This is a genomic window from Rhodoplanes sp. SY1 (genome assembly GCF_046000175.1).
Lineage (GTDB): Bacteria > Pseudomonadota > Alphaproteobacteria > Rhizobiales > Xanthobacteraceae > Rhodoplanes.
This window is the reverse complement of sequence record NZ_JBEOMB010000109.1, coordinates 1-17,665: the sequence shown is the minus strand read 5'-3', so window position 1 is coordinate 17,665 and position 17,665 is coordinate 1. Positions and strand designations below refer to the sequence as shown.

14 protein-coding genes and 1 pseudogene are annotated in these 17,665 nt (G+C 72.2%); 7 read left to right on the top strand and 8 right to left on the bottom strand.

All coding sequences use genetic code 11. The features are described 5' to 3' along the window. Positions 1-89: 89 nt before the first annotated feature. Genes ABTU92_RS23125 through ABTU92_RS23115 form a run of 3 tightly spaced genes read right to left on the bottom strand, consistent with a single transcriptional unit; the run spans position 90 to position 4,976 of the window. A complete protein-coding gene (locus ABTU92_RS23125; RefSeq protein ID WP_408093999.1) occupies positions 90-2,918 on the bottom strand; it encodes a DUF4159 domain-containing protein in 2,829 nt (942 codons plus the stop codon). Beyond that, positions 2,918-3,967 (bottom strand): DUF58 domain-containing protein, encoded by a 1,050-nt coding sequence (locus ABTU92_RS23120; RefSeq protein ID WP_408093975.1) that lies wholly within the window; start codon positions 3,965-3,967, stop codon positions 2,918-2,920. The genes ABTU92_RS23125 and ABTU92_RS23120 overlap by 1 nt, the downstream gene beginning before the upstream one ends. A 4-nt stretch (positions 3,968-3,971) precedes the next feature. Beyond that, positions 3,972-4,976: an AAA family ATPase gene (locus ABTU92_RS23115; protein ID WP_408093974.1), complete on the bottom strand. Its 1,005-nt coding sequence runs from the start codon at positions 4,974-4,976 to the stop codon at positions 3,972-3,974. A 391-nt stretch (positions 4,977-5,367) separates the two neighbouring features. On the opposite strand from ABTU92_RS23115, the gene ABTU92_RS23110 reads away from it, so the two are divergent. The 4 genes from ABTU92_RS23110 (at position 5,368) to ABTU92_RS23095 (ending at position 8,341) form a co-directional block, all read left to right on the top strand. Next, positions 5,368-5,988, top strand: a complete 621-nt coding sequence (locus ABTU92_RS23110) for a DUF1285 domain-containing protein (protein ID WP_408093973.1) — start codon at positions 5,368-5,370, stop codon at positions 5,986-5,988. A gap of 22 nt (positions 5,989-6,010) precedes the next feature. Continuing rightward, positions 6,011-6,682 carry a CoA pyrophosphatase gene (locus tag ABTU92_RS23105; RefSeq protein ID WP_408093972.1) on the top strand — a complete coding sequence of 224 codons (672 nt, stop codon included), beginning with the start codon at positions 6,011-6,013 and terminating at the stop codon, positions 6,680-6,682. Positions 6,683-6,797: 115 nt separating this feature from the next. Beyond that, positions 6,798-7,061, top strand: coding sequence for a DUF6111 family protein (locus tag ABTU92_RS23100; protein WP_408093971.1), 264 nt, complete (start codon positions 6,798-6,800; stop codon positions 7,059-7,061). Further along, positions 7,058-8,341: a CCA tRNA nucleotidyltransferase gene (locus ABTU92_RS23095; RefSeq protein WP_408093970.1), complete on the top strand. Its 1,284-nt coding sequence runs from the start codon at positions 7,058-7,060 to the stop codon at positions 8,339-8,341. Before ABTU92_RS23100 ends, ABTU92_RS23095 begins: the two co-directional genes overlap by 4 nt. 15 nt (positions 8,342-8,356) lie before the next feature. Here the strand turns inward: ABTU92_RS23095 and ABTU92_RS23090 are convergent, their stop codons facing one another. The 4 genes from ABTU92_RS23090 to ABTU92_RS23075 form a co-directional block, all read right to left on the bottom strand. Beyond that, complete coding sequence (locus ABTU92_RS23090) at positions 8,357-8,713, bottom strand: DUF1640 domain-containing protein (RefSeq protein WP_408093969.1); 357 nt, start codon at positions 8,711-8,713, stop codon at positions 8,357-8,359. Between the two features lie 53 nt (positions 8,714-8,766). After that, positions 8,767-9,939, bottom strand: a complete 1,173-nt coding sequence (locus ABTU92_RS23085; protein WP_408093968.1) for an AAA family ATPase — start codon at positions 9,937-9,939, stop codon at positions 8,767-8,769. 50 nt (positions 9,940-9,989) lie between these two features. Further along, a complete protein-coding gene (hemF, locus tag ABTU92_RS23080; protein ID WP_408093967.1) occupies positions 9,990-10,940 on the bottom strand; it encodes an oxygen-dependent coproporphyrinogen oxidase in 951 nt (316 codons plus the stop codon). Positions 10,941-11,124: 184 nt separating this feature from the next. Further along, positions 11,125-11,649: a tRNA (cytidine(34)-2'-O)-methyltransferase gene (locus tag ABTU92_RS23075; protein ID WP_408093966.1), complete on the bottom strand. Its 525-nt coding sequence runs from the start codon at positions 11,647-11,649 to the stop codon at positions 11,125-11,127. Positions 11,650-12,004: 355 nt separating this feature from the next. On the opposite strand from ABTU92_RS23075, the gene petA reads away from it, so the two are divergent. Further along, a complete protein-coding gene (gene petA, locus ABTU92_RS23070) occupies positions 12,005-12,535 on the top strand; it encodes a ubiquinol-cytochrome c reductase iron-sulfur subunit (RefSeq protein ID WP_111357433.1) in 531 nt (176 codons plus the stop codon). A gap of 42 nt (positions 12,536-12,577) precedes the next feature. Continuing rightward, positions 12,578-14,671 (top strand): cytochrome c1, encoded by a 2,094-nt coding sequence (locus ABTU92_RS23065; RefSeq protein ID WP_408093965.1) that lies wholly within the window; start codon positions 12,578-12,580, stop codon positions 14,669-14,671. 392 nt (positions 14,672-15,063) lie between these two features. Here the strand turns inward: ABTU92_RS23065 and ABTU92_RS23060 are convergent, their stop codons facing one another. Beyond that, positions 15,064-15,480: a thioesterase family protein gene (locus tag ABTU92_RS23060; RefSeq protein WP_408093964.1), complete on the bottom strand. Its 417-nt coding sequence runs from the start codon at positions 15,478-15,480 to the stop codon at positions 15,064-15,066. Positions 15,481-15,760: 280 nt separating this feature from the next. Here ABTU92_RS23060 and ABTU92_RS23055 point away from each other — a divergent pair. Next, positions 15,761-17,665, top strand: a pseudogene (locus ABTU92_RS23055) (hypothetical protein); the annotation flags it as partial.

Genomic DNA, 17,665 nt, shown 5'->3' with positions numbered 1-17,665 from the left:
CACGCCTTCGGCCGCTGTTGAACGCAACCACGTGGATGGCCGGGACGAGCCCGGCCATGACGGGCGAGACAGGTCGTCTAGTCCGTCTCTCATTGCCCCAGGCGCTCCAGCAGCGCCGGGACGTGGACCTGGTCGGCCTTGTAGTTGCCGGTCAGGGCGTACATCACGATGTTGACGCCGGCCCGGAAGGCGTGCTCGCGCTGGCGCGGCTCGCCCGGCACCAGCGGCAGCAGCGCCTGGCCGTCCGGCCGTGTCGCCCAGGCGCCGGCGAGATCGTTCGACGTGATCAGGATCGACGAGACGCCGTCGCCGGCGCGCGCCGGGCGGCGCTCGTCCGGCCCGTCCGGATCGGCGGCCGGCATCGCCTCGACCCATAGCCGCCCGGCCGTGAATCGGCCCGGGAAGTCGCGCAGCAGGAAGAACGTCTTGGTCAGCACGTGCTCGCGCGGGATCGGCTCCAGCTCGGGAATGTCGAGCGACGACAGGATGCCGCGCAACGCCACCATGCCGGGGCTCTGCGTCTCGGCTCCGGGCGCCGCTTCCACGGCGTCGCGGGTGTCGAACAGGATGGTGCCGCCCTGCTTCATGTAGGCGTCGACGCGGGCCAGCGCCGCCGCGGTGGGCTTCGGCGCGTCGGGCACGATCGGCCAGTAGATCAGCGGGAAGAAGGCGAGCTCGTCGCGGGCGATGTCGAGGCCGAGCGGCTCGCCGCCTTCCAGCGCGGTGCGCTGGCCGAGAAACACCGTGAGGCTCTGCAGCCCGGCCTTGCTGATCGCGTCGACCTCGGCATTGCCGGTCGTCACATAAGCGAGGCGGGCGCCCGAGGTCGCCTTGGCCGCGAAGGCGTCGGCCTGCGGGTCGGCGGGCCGCGGCTCGGCCGCCTGCGCCGGCGGTGGCGCGACGGTCGTGAGCGCCACGGCGAGGCCGACGAGGATCGCGGCCGGCGCGCGGCGCCAGCCGGTCAGGCGGGCGAGCCCGCCGGCGAGCCAGAACACGATCAGGGCGTCGACCAGCGCCAACGCCATGGCGCCGACGAGGATCGGTCCGCGCAGGTCCTGCGGTTCGGTCGCCCGGTAGGGCTCGGTGCGGGCGCCGAGCGGGGCGATGTCGAGCGGCTTCGGGCGGTCGGTGGCGAGGAGCGTGTTCACGGCGACGAGGCCCTCCGGCGGCCCGTAGAAGCCGGGCGGATTGTCGGCGGTGGCGCGGCCGGCGAAGCCCGCGGCCACCGGGCGGGCGGTCGGCGGCGGCGGGCCGAACACGCCGTAGCCGTCGAGCAGCCGGGTCGGCGCGACCGTGTCGGCGGTCCCCTGCGCCTTGGCGCCGGCCTCCGGCCCGACCGACGTGCCGGACAGGCCGACGACGCGGCGCAGCATCTCGACGAAGGCGCCGGACAGCGGCAGGTCGGACCAGCGGGTGTCGGCCGTGACGTGGAACAGCACCACCATCCCCTTGCCGCGCTTGGCGGCGGTGACGAGCGGCGTGCCGTCGGCGAGCGCCGCCCAGGTGTGATCGACGAGCGCGGAGTCGGGCTCGGCCAGCACCTGCCGCTTGACCGTGACGTCGTCCGGCACCGGCAGGCCGGCGAACGGGCCGTCCGCCGCGAAGCTCGCGAGGCGCTGCGGCTGCTCCCAGCTGAGACTCCCGCCGAGCACGCGGCCGCCGCGGCGCAGCCGCACCGGCACGAGGTCGTCGTCGGCCGCCGCGAGCCGCGGCCCGGCGAAGCGCACCAGCACGCCGCCGTCCTCGACCCAGCGGGTCAGCGTCTCGCGCGCCGGTCCGGCGACGTTGCCGACATCGGCCAGCACCAGCATGGGCAGCCGCTGGTCGACGAACTGGCTGACCGCCTCGGCCGGTGATCCGCGCTCGGCGATGCGGGCGTCGGCGAACGGGGCGAGCGCCCGGCCGAGATAGAACGTGGAGGCGAGCAGCGGCTGCGCCGTCTCGGTGGTCGAGCCGGTGACGACCCCGACGGTGCGGCGGCGCCAGCGCTTGTCGAGCAGCTGCACGGCGCCGGCCGAGGCCTCGCCCATGATCTCCAGCCGGGCGATGTCGTTGCGCAGCTCGACCGGCAGGTCGAAGCGCGCCTCGGTCTCGGTGGCGCTGCTCGCGAAGCCGAACGACGTCTCGCCGAGCGGCAGGCCGCGCAGGTCGAGCGCCCGCACCGTGCCGGCGGTCGGGCCGTCGGCGGTGGCGCGCAGCACCTTCACGGAGAGGCCGCCGGCGGCGTTGTCGGCGCCGGCGAGCGCCAGCGCCGGCCGCACCCCACCGGTCACCACCGTGATGGCGCGGCCCGCGGCGAGCCCCTTCAGGCCGTCGACGAACTCCGCGCCGCGGCCGAGATCGACGTCGTCGGCGAGCCAGACGAGCTCCGCCTCCGGCGTGCCGGCGACGAGGCGGCCGATCGCCGGCAGCGCGTCGGCGCGCTCCACCGCGTGCGGCTTCGGCCGGATGGTGCGCAGCCGCGCCGCGGCGGCGTCCGGCGGCTCGAAGGAGAGGTCGCGGGTCGGCTCGGAGAGCGGCACCAGGGCGACGCCGCGGCCATCCGCCTGGGCGCGGGCGACCAGCTCGGTCGCGGCGCGCATCCGCGCGTCGAACGTGGAGGCCGACGACCAGCCGTCGTCGATCAGCACGACGAGCGGCGCCTTGGCCGTGGCGGTCGAAACCGGCGGATTCCACAAGGGACCGGCGGCGGCCAGGATCACGAGGGCGGCGAGCGTCAGGCGCAGGAGCGTCAGCCACCACGGCGTGCGGGCCGGCGTCTCCTCCTTGGGGGCGATGTCGAAGAGAAGCCGGGTCGGCGGGAAGTCGACCCGCCGCGGGCGCGGCGGCACCAAGCGCAGCAGCCACCACAGCAGCGGCAGGCTGACGAGCCCGATCAGCACGAGCGGCGAGGCGAAGGCGAGCGGCAGCCCGGGGATCATGCGGACCTCGCGTCGGCGAACGCCGCGGTGTCGGCTTCGGCGCCGGCGTCGGTCTCGTCGCCGCGTTCCGCGCCGGGTGCCGGCTCGCTGCGGGCGGCCGGCGACACGGCGCCGCGGCCGGCGGAGAGGCGGGCGTGGAGCTGCAGCATCAGGTCGGTCGCCGGGCGGTCGGTGCGGTGGATCACGAAGCTCCAGCCGATGCGGTCGGTCTCGGCGCGGATCTGGCTGCGGTGGAGCGCGATGCGGGCCGTGTAGTCGTCGCGCCACGCCTCGGCGCGGCCGGCCGTGACGGCGCCGAAGCCCTCCGGCTCGACGAACTCGACGCGGCCCGAATACGGGAAGGTCTCCTCGGCCGGATCGACGATCTGCACGACATGGCCGTGCGCGCCGGCGGCCGAGAGCCGCGCCAGCGTCTGCCGGATCTCGCCGATCGGGCTCCACAGGTCGGCCAGCACCAGCACCTCGGAGAGCGGCGACGGCGAGAAGGCCGGCGGCAGGCTCGCCCGTTCGGCGGCGTCGTGCAGGAAGGCCTGCACCATGCGGTCGATGACGTTGCGGTTGGCCGTCACCGGCATCAGGCCCGGGATGCCTACGCGTTCGCCGCCCTGCACCAGCACCTCGCCGAGCGCCAGCGCCATCACCAGGGCGCGCTCCAGCTTCGAGTCGGTCGCGAGCCGCGACCGGAACGCCATCGAGGGCGAGCGGTCCGGCCAGATCCATACCGTATGGGCGGCCTCCCATTCGCGCTCGCGCACGTAGAGGTGCTCGTCGCGCGCCGAGCGCCGCCAGTCGACCCGGGCCGAGGACTCGCCGGAGACGAAGCGGCGGTACTGCCAGAAGTTCTCGCCGGGGCCGGCGCGGCGGCGGCCGTGCAGCCCGTGGATGACGGTCGCGGCGACGCGGCGCGCCTCCAGCACCAGCCGCGGCATCAGCGCGGCGACGCGCCGGCTCGATGCGCCGGCGCGATCGAGCGCCTGCTGCTCGGGTGTTCGCGTCTCGGGCGGCCGCGTGTCGCGACCCGGCGAGGCGGTGGGGGTTGCCGCCATCGGCCTATCCGATCCGGCCCTTCAGCCGGCCGATGATCCCCGGTACGGTCTCGCCGTCGGCACGCGCCGCGAAGGTGAGCGCCATGCGGTGCTTGAGGATCGGCTCGGCGAGCGCCAGCACGTCGTCGATCGACGGCGCGTAGCGGCCTTCGAGCAGGGCGCGGGCGCGCACCGCGAGCATCAGGGCCTGGCTGGCGCGCGGGGAGGGGCCCCAGGCGATCAGCTTGCCGTCCGGGCCTTCGGCGCCGGGGCGGGCCGAGCGCACCAGCGCGAGGATCGCCTCGACCACCGACTCGCCGACCGGCAGGCGGCGCACCAGCCGCTGCGCCGCCATCAGGTCGTCGGCGCTCATCGCGGGCTTCGCCGTGCCTTGCTCGGCGCCCGTGGTGTCGAACAGGATCTTTCGCTCGGCGTCGAGATCGGGGTAGTCGACATCGATCTCCATCAGGAAGCGGTCGAGCTGCGCCTCGGGCAGCGGATAGGTGCCCTCCTGCTCCAGCGGGTTCTGGGTGGCGAGCACGTGGAAGGGCTTCGGCAGGTCGTGGCGGACGCCGGCGACCGTCACGTGCTGCTCCTGCATGGCCTGGAGGAGCGCCGACTGGGTGCGCGGGCTGGCGCGGTTGATCTCGTCGGCCATCAGGAGCTGGCCGAACACCGGTCCCGGGATGAAGCGGAAGCTGCGCTTGCCGCCGGGATTCTCCTCCAGCACCTCGCTGCCGAGAATGTCGGACGGCATCAGGTCCGGCGTGAACTGGATGCGCTTGGCGTCGAGGCCCAGCACCGTGCCCATGGTGTCGACCAGCTTGGTCTTGGCGAGTCCGGGAACGCCGACCAGCAGCGCGTGACCGCCCGACAGGATCGTGATGATGGCGTGCTCGACGACCCGGTCCTGCCCGAAGATCACGGTGCCGACCGCGGCGCGCGCGGCCCGCACATGGCTCGCCGTCGTCTCCGCGGCGCGCACGATCATGTCTTCCAGCTTCTCGAGATTCTCGCCGCTCGGCACCATGCCGTGCTCCTCGTCGAGGCCGCCCGACGGGTCCGCCGGGCCGGCCGATCAATCATTCCGGATCTGGTCCGGACACCACTCCGGACAGGGTCCGGGGACACTCCGGACAGGGTCCGGGGACACTCCGGACAGGGTCCGGGGACATCGAGTCACGGCGCCCTTCAGGGTCGACCGACCCGTGCGACACCAGCCATGCATCAACCGGGCCAGCCCGCCGTTGCGTCCGGCCGTTCCCACTCTCACCTATGCACCATAGGCTGTCGAGATGAGTCGGGCTGGGACACCACCGCATCACGTTCGCGCGACCTTTCGGGCAGGCGGACGAGGGACGGGGACCGGCGTCGCCGACCGCGCAGCCGGACAGAGCAGCCCGACAGAATCGAGGCGAACCGTGGCGAAGGAAGGGCAGAGCGGGGCGGGGCAGGGCGGAGACGGACCGATCGCGTCCCTCGCCGGTGCCGTGGCGGCCGCGGCCGGGCGGGGGCCGCCGCCCGTGCATCTGTGGAATCCGCCCGACTGCGGCGACATCCCGATGCGCATCGCCGCCGACGGCACCTGGTTCTATCAGGGTAGCCCGATCGGCCGGGCCGCGCTCGTCAAGCTCTTCGCCTCGGTGCTCCGCCGCGACGGCGACCGCTACGTGCTGGTCACGCCGGTCGAGAAGTGCGGCATCGTGGTCGAGGACGCACCGTTCCTGGCGGTCGAGATGGTGGCCGGGCCGGCGCCCGAAGGCGGCGCGCCGGTGCTGCGCTTCCGCACCAATGTCGACGACTGGGTGACCTGCGACGCAAACCATGCCCTGCGCTTCGAGCCGGAGCCCGGGACCGGCGGGCTCAAGCCCTACCTGCACGTGCGGCGCGGCCTGTGGGCTCGCGTCGTCCGACCGGTCTATTACGACCTGGTGGCGCGCGGTGAGGAGCGCGCGGTCGACGGCCGCGCCATGTTCGGCGTCGCCTCCGGCGCCGCCTTCTTTCCGATGACGTCGGCCGACGCGCTGAAGGATCACCTGTGACGATGATGGGGGGCAGACGCCGATGACCACGACCGACCAGCCGGCGATCGACCCGCTCACGCTCGGCCACGCCTTCTTCGATCGGGCGCGCGAAAAGCTCGACATGGCGGTGCCGGCGGCGCTGACCGATCCGGAGCAGCCGGCGACCCGCGGCGACATCGACCTCGATCCCGACCTGTGGACGGCGGCGGGCGTCATCCCGGCGCGGCCGGCGGCCGTGCTGATCGGCATCGTCGACCGGCCGGAGCCGGGCATTATCCTGACCCAGCGCACCACGAGCCTGCCGAGCCACGCCGGCCAGATCGCGTTTCCGGGCGGCAAGATCGATCCGGGCGACGCGACACCCCTCGACGCGGCGCTGCGCGAGGCCGAGGAGGAGGTCGGGCTCGACCGCGGCCTCGTCGATCCGATCGGTTATCTCGACCTCTACTGTACGTTCTCCGGCTTCCGCATTCTTCCGGTGGTGTCACGGGTCGCGCCCGGCTATACGCTGACCCTCAACCAGGCGGAGGTGGAGGACGCCTTCGAGGTGCCGCTCGCGTTCCTGATGGACAAGCAGAACCACGCCCTGCACAGCCGCGAGTGGAAGGGTCTGCGGCGGCGCTTCTACGTGATGCCCTATCAGGAGCGATACATCTGGGGCGTCACGGCGGGGATCCTCCGCAATCTCTACGAACGCATCTACGAAAAATGATCAGGTCCGAAAAATGATCAGGGGGGCGATCGGGTGGTCGCGGACGCGCTGCGTTGTCGCGACGGTGATGATCGCGAGTTTGATGATGTGTGACGTGCATGATGTGTGACGTGCGATGATCCGCCCGATTCTCACCGAGCTCGCGCTCTTTCTCACGCCTTTCGTGCTCTACGCGGCGTTTCTACTGGCGACGCGCCGGGGCCTGATCCATCCCGACTCGTGGCGGCTTCCGGTGCTCGGCTGGCTGACGCTCGCGGCGCTGGCGCTGATGATCGCGAGCCTCGTCGTGTTCGCCGAGTTCAGCGGTGCGCCGCCGCACTCGAACTACGTGCCGGCCCACATGGAGAACGGCCGGTTCGTGCCGGGCACGACGCAATGACCACGCGCCGCATCGCCGCCGCGTGGCTCGTGGCGGAGCCGCTCGCCGCCGTGCTCGCGATGCTGGACCGCGACGGCGAGGAGGCGCGCGTCGTCGGCGGCGCGGTGCGCAACACGCTTCTGGGCGAACCGCCCGGCGACACCGACATCGCCACCACGGCGGCGCCCGACGAGGTGATGCGGCGGGCCCGGGCGGCCGGCTTCAAGGCGGTGCCGACCGGCATCGACCACGGTACCGTGACGGTCGTCGCCGCCGGCACGCCGTTCGAGGTGACGACGCTGCGCGAGGACGTCGAGACTTACGGCCGCAAGGCGACCGTGGCGTTCGGCCGCGACTGGGGCGTCGATGCAGCGCGGCGCGACTTCACCATGAACGCGCTGTCGCTGTCGCCGGACGGCACGCTCCACGATCCGGTCGGCGGCCTGCCCGACCTCAAGGCGCGGCGGGTGCGCTTCATCGGCGATCCGGCGCGCCGCATCGACGAGGATCATCTGCGCATCCTGCGCTTCTTCCGCTTCCAGGCGGCCTACGGCAACGGCACGGCCGATCCGGACAGCCTGCACGCCTGCATCGTCGGACGCGAGAAGCTGCGCGGGCTGTCGCGCGAACGGGTGCGGATGGAGCTGATGAAGCTCGTCGCGGCACCGGCCGCGGCGTCGACCCTGCAGACGATGGCGGACACCGGAATCCTCCAGCTCGTGCTCGGCGGCATCGGCCGGCCCTGGGATCTGTCCGTCATGGCGGCGCGCGAGCGCGATCTCGGCCTGGCGCCGGACCCGACGCGCCGGCTCGGCGCGCTCGCCGTGCTGATCGCCGAGGACGCCGAGCGGCTGCGCGAGCGGCTGCGCCTGACCAATGCCGAGAGCGAGCGGCTCGCCGCGATGGCGGAGGGCTGGTGGCGGCTCTGCGCCACCACCTCCGAGGCCGAGGCGAAGGCGCTGCTCTACCGGCTCGGGCCGGTGCCCTATGCCGACCGCATGCTGCTCGCCTGGACGCGCGCCGGCGCTGGGGCATCGGCGACCGACGTGCCGGCGGAGGGCGCAGCCGATGCCGCGGCCTGGACGTCGCTCGTGACGTTGCCGCAGCGCTGGTGCGCACCGCGCTTCCCCATCAAGGCATCGCGCTTCATGGCCCGCGGCCTCGCCGGCCCGGCGCTCGGCGCCGCCATGAAGGCCGCCGAGGCAGCCTGGATCGCGGCCGGTTTTCCGATGGACGCCAAGGCGCTGGACGGGATCGTGGCGACGGTGCTCGTCGGCCGCGGCGGAGACCGGACGGCGTAGGTCGCGGGCACCGAGTCAGGGCCGCAGGCCGCGCGACAGGGCCAGCACGGCGCCGAGACTGATCAGCGTCTGAAACCCGATGGTGCCGAACATCCATTTGAGGATCTCGGCCTTGCTCGCCTCGATCTTCGCCTCCAGGCGAAGTTCGGTTTCCTTGATCCGCTGCTCGGTCTCCTTGATCCTGCCGTCCAGTCGTGTCTCGACGTCGGCGAGATCGCGTCGCACCGCCGTCACGTCGGCCTTGCTGGCGAGGTCGCTCTGGATCGCTTCGGAGACCGCATCGGCGAAGCCCTCGGCCTGCTCGGCCGACATCTTCGCCTTCTCGCGCAGGGCGCGGGCGAACTTCAGGCTGTCGAAGGTCGCGATCGTCATCGAAAAATCATACCGGAATGCGCGGCTTTCGAGGAGAGGGGCGACACCGCGCCTCACGCCCCCTCGGCGTCCTCCCCAGCCTCCTCCTCGTCGTCATCTGCAAAATCGCCGCCGAGGCGCAGGCCCTCGATCCAGGTCTCGCCGTCGCGCTTGATCACGGTGCGGGGTTGCACGCCGCCCTGCGTCGCGAGCGCCTGCGCCAGCGGCTGCGAATGCGTGACCACCCAGATCTGGGTGCGGCGCGCGGCGCGCACGATCAGCCGCGCGAGCGGCTCCAGGAGATCCGGATGCAGGCTCGCCTCCGGCTCGTTGAGGGCGACGAAGCCGGGCAGGCGGTAGCCGAGCAGCGCGCCGGCGAGCGCCAGATAGCGCAACGTCCCGTCGGACAGCTCGCCGGCCTCGAACACCCGCTTCGGGTAGTCGGGGAAGATCAGGCCGAACGCGGCGGTGCGCTCCGGCGGCGGCACCACCAGGCGGGCGCCCGGAAAGGCGTCGTCGATCACGGCGTCGAGGTCGGCCGTGTCGCCGCGGATGTGCACCAGCGTCGCGAACACGGCGGCGAGGTCGGCGCCGTCGGAGGATAGCGTCGGCGTCGTCACGGCGAGGCAGGGCCGGCGCAGCGGCGAGTCCCGGTCGCTGCGCAGGTCGTGATAGAAGCGCCAGTCCAGCATGGTCCGGCGGACCCGATCGATCTCCGGGCAGCGCGCCGCGTCCTGGATGGCGCCGAGCGCCGTCTCGGAGGCGAGCAGGGCGGCGCCGAGCGCCTGCTTGCGGCCGTCGTCGTCGATCGCCCAGGCCTTGGGGCCGCGCCGGTCGAGCAGGGTCAGCGGGCGCCGCCCGCCATGCTGGACGAGCGCCTCCTCCTTCACCTGCGGCTCGAACGGGAAGGCGGCGCCCATCGGCGGCACCAGGCCGATCTCCACCGCGTAGGCGAAGCGGGTCGCATCGCCGCGCGTCGAGTCGTCCGCCATCTCGACAGCGAGCTTGATGCGCACCGGCGCGCCGGCGGCGCGTCGGCCCGCCCACAGGGCCGACTGCATGCCGCCCTCGGCGGCGAGCTCGCGGGCGAGCATGCCGGCCGCGGTCGCCTGCAGGAGCTGCAGGGCGCGATAGAGATTGCTCTTGCCGACGCCGTTGGCGCCGACGAGCACGGTCAGGGGCGCGACCGGAAAGCGGATCCCGCGCAGCGACCGGTAGCCGGCGATCGCGACCTCGCGAATCTGCATCGTCCCGTCACCACCGTGGTCCCGTCACCGTCGCGGTCGCTCGTCGGGCCTCACGGCCATTTCACCAGCGGCGGCATCGAGGAGAGAATCGACTCGACATTGCCACCGGTCTTCAGCCCGAACACGGTGCCGCGATCGTACAGCAGATTGTACTCGACGTAGCGGCCGCGGCGCACCAGCTGCTCGTCGCGCTCCGCCTCGCTCCAGGGTGTCGCGAGATTCCCCCGCACGATCCGCGGATAGGCGTCGAGGAAAGCGCGGCCGACGTCCTGCGTGAAGGCGAGGTCGGCGGCCCAGTCGCCGGAATCGAGCCAGTCGTAGAAGATGCCGCCGACGCCGCGCGGCTCGTTGCGGTGCTTGAGGAAGAAATACTCGTCGCACCACGCCTTCAGCCGCTCCCACGAGGCGACGTCGGAATGGGCGTCGCAGGCGCGCTTCATCGCCGCGTGGAACGTCACCGTGTCGGGATCCGCCTGGGTGCGGCGGCGCTCGAGCACGGGCGTGAGATCGCCGCCGCCGCCGAACCACGCCCGCGTGGTGACGACGAAGCGGGTGTTCATGTGTGCGGCCGGCACATGCGGGTTGCGCGGATGGGCGATCAGCGAGATGCCCGAGGCCCAGAAGCGCGGGTCGTCGAGGGCGCCCGGAATGTCCTTGCGGAACTCTGGGGCGAACTCGCCGTGCACGGTCGACACGTGGACGCCGACCTTCTCGAACACCCGCCCGTGCATCATCGCCATCACGCCGCCGCCGCCGTCCGCCCCGGCGTGGTCGGTGCGTCGCCACGGGGTGCGCACGAAGCGGCCCGGCGGGTCCGGATAGAGCGCCGCCGGCGCGTCGTCCTCGATCGCCTCGAAGGCGGCGCAGATGTCGTCGCGCAGCCGCTCGAACCAGGCGCGCGCCTCGCGCTTGCGGGCGTCGAGCACGGCGGGCTCGGGCAGCGGCGAGGAGACGGGGCCGGGCGCCGTGGCGGTGGTGGGCTGCGAGACGGGGGTGGTCATGTGATCATATCCGGCTTTTGACATATGACAGGAGCGGCGGGCGGAGCATCGGACGGAGCGGCGAGTCGGCGTCGCGGCCGGTCGGACGAAGGTCTCGCGGGCGCCGGGTCGAGAGCGACGGGTCGAGAGCGACGGACCGAGCACACGCCGGCGGCGTTCCTGCTCCGGGGCTAGTCTCGGAAGACTAGAGCGCGACCGGGGCGGAGGAAAGCGGCTCCGGCGCGCAGGACAGCCGGTCCGGCGTCGCGAGGGCCGGGGCGAAGCCGCCGGTCTGGCGCAGCGCCTCGCCGGCCACCATGGCGCAGGCCATGGCGACGTTGAGGGAGCGCAGCCCCGGCCGCATCGGGATCGTCACCCGCACATCGGCGCCGGCATGCACCCGCTCCGGCACGCCGCCGGTCTCGCGCCCGAGCAGCAGCACGTCGTCCGGCGCGAAGCGATGCGCCGTGTAGGGCGTCGCCGCCTTGGTGGTGAGCAGCACGAGCCGCCGCCCCCGCGTCCGCCGGTCCGCCTCGAAGGCGTCGAACGAGGCGTGCCGTGTCAGGTCCACGTAAGCCAGATAGTCCATCCCGGCACGCCGGAAAGCACGGTCGGTGGTGGGGAAGCCGGCCGGCTCGATCAGGTCGACCGGCACGCCGAGACAGGCGGCGAGCCGCAGGATCGTTCCGGTGTTCTGCGGGATGTCGGGCTCGTAGAGGGCGATGCGCATGCGTCAACGGACCGTCGCGTGCAGCCGGGCGAGGGCGCGCCGCGCGGCCGCCGCGGCGACCCTGTCGCACCCTGCATTCAGAACCTCGATGATCATGGGATCACCTCCCGGGACAGGTTCGCCGCCGCTTCGTTAATGCGCCGGACCAGGACCCCTCTCATCCTATTTGCCATATGACGCCGCAGGCAACCCGACGGGCTTGCGCTTCCCGCCCAAAGGGTGCCAATAGAAAGAATTCAATGTGGCGCGGATCGCGCCGCACGCGAGGTCGGCCGCGGCCGATCCCGCCGCCGACTTCGCCAGGGTCGGCCCTCGCCGGGTTGCCCGCCCATCGTATCGAAAGGGACCGAAGACTGTGACCAATCCGTCATTGCCATCAGAGCCGACCCGGCGCGATTTCCTCTATATCGCCACGGGCGCGGTCGGCGCGATCGGGGTGGGGTTCACGTTGGTGCCGCTGATCGCCCAGATGAACCCCGATGCCTCGACCATCGCGGCCGGCGCGCCGATCGAGGTCGACCTCGCGCCCATCTCCGAAGGCCAGGTGATCAAGGTGACCTGGCGCGGCAAGCCGATCTTCATCTCCCATCGCACCAAGCAGGAGGTGACGCAGGCCCAGGCCGTGCCGATGAGCCAGCTCAAGGATCCGCAGACCGACCAGGACCGCACCAAGCCGGGCCACGAGCAGTGGCTCGTCGTCATCGGCATCTGCACCCATCTCGGCTGCATCCCGATGGCCAAGTCGGGCGAGTACAATGGCTGGTTCTGCCCGTGCCACGGCTCGGTCTACGACGACTCCGGCCGCATCCGCCAGGGACCGGCGCCGCTGAACCTCGCGATCCCGCCCTATCGCTTCGTGTCCGATTCCAAGATCGAGATCGGCTGACGCGGCCTGCGGCCCGCAGTGCCCTCCGGACAGAGACCCAAAATGAGTGGACCTTCCAAGTTTCAGCCGACGCATCCCGCTCTCAAGTGGTTCGAGGCGCGGCTTCCCATCGTCAGCCTGCTGTACGACTCCTTCGTGTCGTATCCGACGCCCAAGAACCTGAACTTCCTCTGGACGTTCGGCGCGATCCTGTCGTTCATCCTGATCATCCAGATCGTCACCGGCGTCATCCTGGTGATGCACTACACGCCGAACGTCGACCTCGCCTTCACGTCGGTCGAGCACCTGATGCGCGACGTGAACTACGGCTGGCTGATGCGCTACGCGCACGCCAACGGCGCCGCGATGTTCTTCTTCGCCGTCTACATCCACATGTTCCGCGGCATGTATTACGGCTCCTACAAGGAGCCCCGCGAGGTGCTGTGGATCATCGGCGTGATCATCTACCTGCTGATGATGGCGACCGGCTTCCTCGGCTACGTGCTGCCGTGGGGCCAGATGAGCTACTGGGCCGCCACCGTCATCACCAACCTGTTCTCGGCCATCCCGTGGGTCGGCGAGCCGATCGTCACCTGGCTGTGGGGCGGCTACTCGGTCGGTGATCCCACCCTGACCCGGTTCTTCTCGCTCCACTACCTGCTGCCCTTCGTGATCGTCGCCTTCGTGGTGCTGCACGTGTGGGCCCTGCACGTGGTCGGCCAGAACAACCCGGCCGGCGTCGAGCCGAAGTCCGACGACGACGTGGTGCCGTTCACGCCCTACGCCACCATGAAGGACCTGTTCTGGTTCTCGGCCTTCCTGCTGCTGTTCTTCTGGTTCCTGTTCTACCTGCCGAACTATCTCGGCCACGCCGACAACTACATTCCGGCCAACCCGAGCGTCACCCCGGCCCACATCGTGCCGGAGTGGTACTACCTGCCGTTCTACGCGATCCTGCGCGCCATCCCGGACAAGCTCGCCGGCGTCATCGCGCTGTTCGCGTCGATCCTGATCCTCGCCTTCCTGCCCTGGCTCGACACCTCCAAGGTCCGGTCCGGCACCTACCGGCCGCTGTTCAAGATCTTCTTCTGGATCTTCGTGGCGGTCTGCATCGTGCTCGGCTGGCTCGGGGCCAAGCCGGCGGAAGGCGGCTACGTGATCGCGTCGCAGATTCTCACGGCCTACTACTTCCTGCACTTCATCGTCGTCCTGCCGGTGATCGGCCTGATCGAGAAGCCGCTGCCGGTGCCGGACTCGATCTCCGAGGCGATGGCCGGCGGCAAGAAGAAGGTCGGTGCGGTCGCGGCGATCGTCGCGCTGGTCGGTCTGGGCGCGCTGGCGCTCGGCACCGGCACGGCGCAGGCGGCGGGCGAGCAGCCGAAGCCGCCGCAGCAGAAGTGGTCCTTCGCGGGTCCGTTCGGCACCTTCGACCGGGCCCAGCTGCAGCGCGGCTTCCAGGTCTACAAGGAGGTCTGCGCGGCCTGCCACGGCCTCTCGCTGGTGTCGTTCCGCAACCTCGCGGAGCCGGGCGGCCCCGGCTTCACCACCCAGCAGGCGGCCGCCGTGGCGGCCGAGGCCAAGGTGAAGGACGGCCCCAACGACCAGGGCGAGATGTTCGAGCGCGCCGGTCGCCTCGCCGACCGCTTCCCGTCGCCCTATCCGAACGCCCAGGCCGCGGCGGCGGCGTTCAACGGCGCGGCGCCGCCCGACCTGTCGGTCATGGCCAAGGCCCGCACCTACGAGCGCGGCTTCCCGACCTTCGTGTTCGACATCCTGACCCAGTATCAGGAGGCCGGGCCCGACTACATGGTCGCCCTGCTGACCGGCTACGAGGATGCGCCGGCCGACTTCAAGCTGCCGGACGGCTCGAACTACAACAAGTACTTCCCGGGCCACGCGATCGCCATGCCGGCGCCGCTCGCCGACGGCATCGTCACCTACACGGACGGCACGCCGCAGACGACCGAGCAGTACGCCAAGGACGTCACCGCGTTCCTGATGTGGACGGCGGAGCCGCACCTCGAGGCGCGCAAGAAGCTCGGCTTTCAGGTGATGATCTTCGTCCTGGTGCTCACCGGCCTCCTGTACTTCACGTACCAGAAGGTCTGGCACGACGTGAAGCACCCGAAGGCGTCGGGCGACTCCAAGAGCGCCTGATCTGATCACGACGCCTCGCTCGCGAGGCGTCGCCGATCACCGGACATCGATCAGCCGGCCCGCTTTCGCGGGCCGGTTTCGTTTCGGTGGGAGACATCGTCGAGAGGGGTGCCCGAACGCGGATGATGCCGCCGCGTGGATGCCCCGCCAGTCCAGACACGCGGTGTTCCGCTGCGTCGCCTCGGCGGAGGCGTCGTGTCCCGGGCGCGGCGCGACGCGCCGCGAACCGGGACCCAGGGCGATCCGGCGCGGCGGTCGGAGGACCGTTTGCCGCACGGCCCCCGTTGCCGCTCGCCGTGCCGCCCCTGGGCCCCGGCTCTGCGGCGCATCAGGCCTGCGGCCTGACGCGCCTCGTCCGGGGCACGAGGCCGACGTTGGCGGCTGTCTCGGCCTCAGCCGGCGGCGGCCGCCGCTTTCTCGGCGAGGCGCTGGTCGAAGCGCGCCGTGTCGATCACGGCCCGCACATGCGTGCCCGCGCCGATCGTCTCGACCGCGTCGCGCGCCGTCACCCTGAAGGTCAGCGTGCGGCCGTCGATCGCGACCAGCTCGGCCTCCGCCTCGACCCGCATGCCGCGCGGCGTCGCGGCGCGGTGCTCGACGTCGAGCTTCACGCCGACGCTCTGCCGGCCGTCGGGCAGCGCCGCGGCCACGGCATCGACGGCGGCCGCCTCCATCAGCGTCACCATCACGGGCGTGGCGAGCGCCGTGACGCCGCCGCTGCCGACCCGCACGGCGGTGTGCTCCTCGTCGACCACCAGCGCGGCGCGTCCCCTCAGTCCGACGAAAAGCCCCGATGTCGCGCTTGTCATGTCACACCCGTGTTCGTGAAATCATGATCAGGAGATCCGCCGCCGGCACCGCCGCACCGCCGCCGTGTCGTCGACGCGCCGTGGCAACCATGGCCGCGGTGTCGCACCGCCCCGAATTCGCGCTCCGGTGAGCCCGGCTTAACCGCTTCTTTACCGTGACCCGTGGAAAGTCGGGTGGAGGATCGCCGATCGCGTCCCGATTCCATCGTTCGTTAACGACCGGATGTCGGCGCAAAACCTTGTCGCGGTTCCGTTCGATGCGTTTGGGCCGGGTATCCACATGACAGGCGCGCCAGGTTACGTCAAAGGGGGTCGCCGCGACGCGCGGGACGACGCTCCCGACAAGGCGCACCGCACCGGATCGTCGTTCCGGCGGTGGCTCGGCTCGGTCATCCCGGACGAGCGCACCCCCGATCCGGCCGACTTCGCCACCACGGCGGCGGCACCCGAGGTCTCCTCCGCGCCGGCGGCGGCTGCGCCGACGGCCGCGGCCGTGGATCAGCGCGCGCCGACGGCGCCCGCGCTGCCGGGCCGCGCGCTGCCCGACCGCGACCTCGTCGCCCTGTGCAACCGCTTCGAGGGCATCACCCGCCAGCTCGAGCGGCTCGTCCACACCACCCTCGACACCACCGAGGCCACGGTGCCCGTGACGGCGCCGGCCAGCGCCCCCGGCGCCAGCCCGCTCGACCGCGCCGTCGCCGAGATCGCGGCCCGCCAGCGCGCGCTCGACAGCGAGGGCGCGCCGTCGGTGCCGAGCATGTTCGCGCCCGTGATGGACCCGGCCGCGCTCGCCCCGCCGCCGCTCGACCTGTCGCGGCTGGAGGAGCAGCTGCGGCTGATCACCACCCAGATCGAGACGCTGCGCTCGCCGTGCCGGGCCGAGGAGATCGCCGCGGAGCTGCGCGAGGAGCTGCGCCGCATCGGCCGCGCCGTCCACGATCTCGTCCCCCGCCACGCCTTCGAGGCGCTGGAGGGCGAGGTGCGGGCGCTCGCCTCCAAGCTCGACCAGAGCCGCGGCGGCGGCTTCGACCCGGCCGTGCTGGCGCCGCTCGAGCAGGGCCTCGCCGAGGTGCGCGACGCGCTGCGCGGGCTCGGCCCCGGCGAGCTCGCCGGCTCGGTCAACACGCTGTTCCACAAGATCGACGAGGTGACGGCCGAGGGCCTCGACGCGACCGTGCTGCACCAGCTCCAGGACGCGGTCGGCACGCTGCGCGGCATCGTCTCGACGGTCGCCTCGGGCGACGCGCTCGCCGCCCTCGTCGCCGAGGTGCGGGCGTTGTCGGAGAAGATCGAGCAGGCGCCGCCGGCGCCGCCCGTGCCCGCCGCCGAGGCGGGCTTCGGCTCGCCCCAGCACGAGCTGCTCGCCAGCCTGGAGCGCCAGATCTGCGGCATCGCCGAGACGCTCGCCGCCCAGAACGCCGCGCAGACCACGGCCCAGAACGCCGCCCGCACCGAGCCGGCCGCGGCCGGCGACGCCGCGCCGCCTGCCGCCGTGCCGCCGACGCTCGAGCCCCTGATGGCGTCGATCGCCGAGCGCCTGGAGAAGTTCGACCTGTTCGCCGACGAGCGCCCGTCGCTGGCGCCGATCGAGGACAAGATCAGCAAGCTCGACGACAAGCTCGATCGCCTGGGCGCCGGTGCCCTCGACGCCGCCATGGTGGCGCAGGTCGAGGATCGCATCCGCCTGCTCGCCGACAAGCTCGACCGCATCGAGCGTTCGGCGCTCGATCACCCCGGGCTCGCCCCGCTGGAGAGCCGCATCGTCGATCTGGTGCGCAAGATCGAGCAGTCGGAGCAGCGGCTCGAGATGCTGCCGGCGCTGGAGCGCGGCATGGCCGAGCTGCTCGCCCATGTCGAGGCGCTGCAGGCCCAGCAGGCCGCGCCGGCCGAGCCGAGCCCGGCCCTGACGGCGCTCGCCCGCGACGTCGAGAGCCTGCGCCGGAACCAGGAGGACGCCGACCGCCGCACCCGCGAGCAGCTCGATGCGGCGCACGGCACGCTCGGCCGCATGGCCGACCGGCTGGCGTCGATCGAGCAGGATTTGCGCGGCACCCCGCGCCGCCCCGCCCCGCCCCCGGCCGACGCGCCGACGGCGCCGGAGCCTGCGGCTGCCGCGATGCTGCCTGCTGCGATGGCGCCTGCTGCGATGGCGCCCGCCGCGATGGCGCCGCTGCCGGCGCCGCCG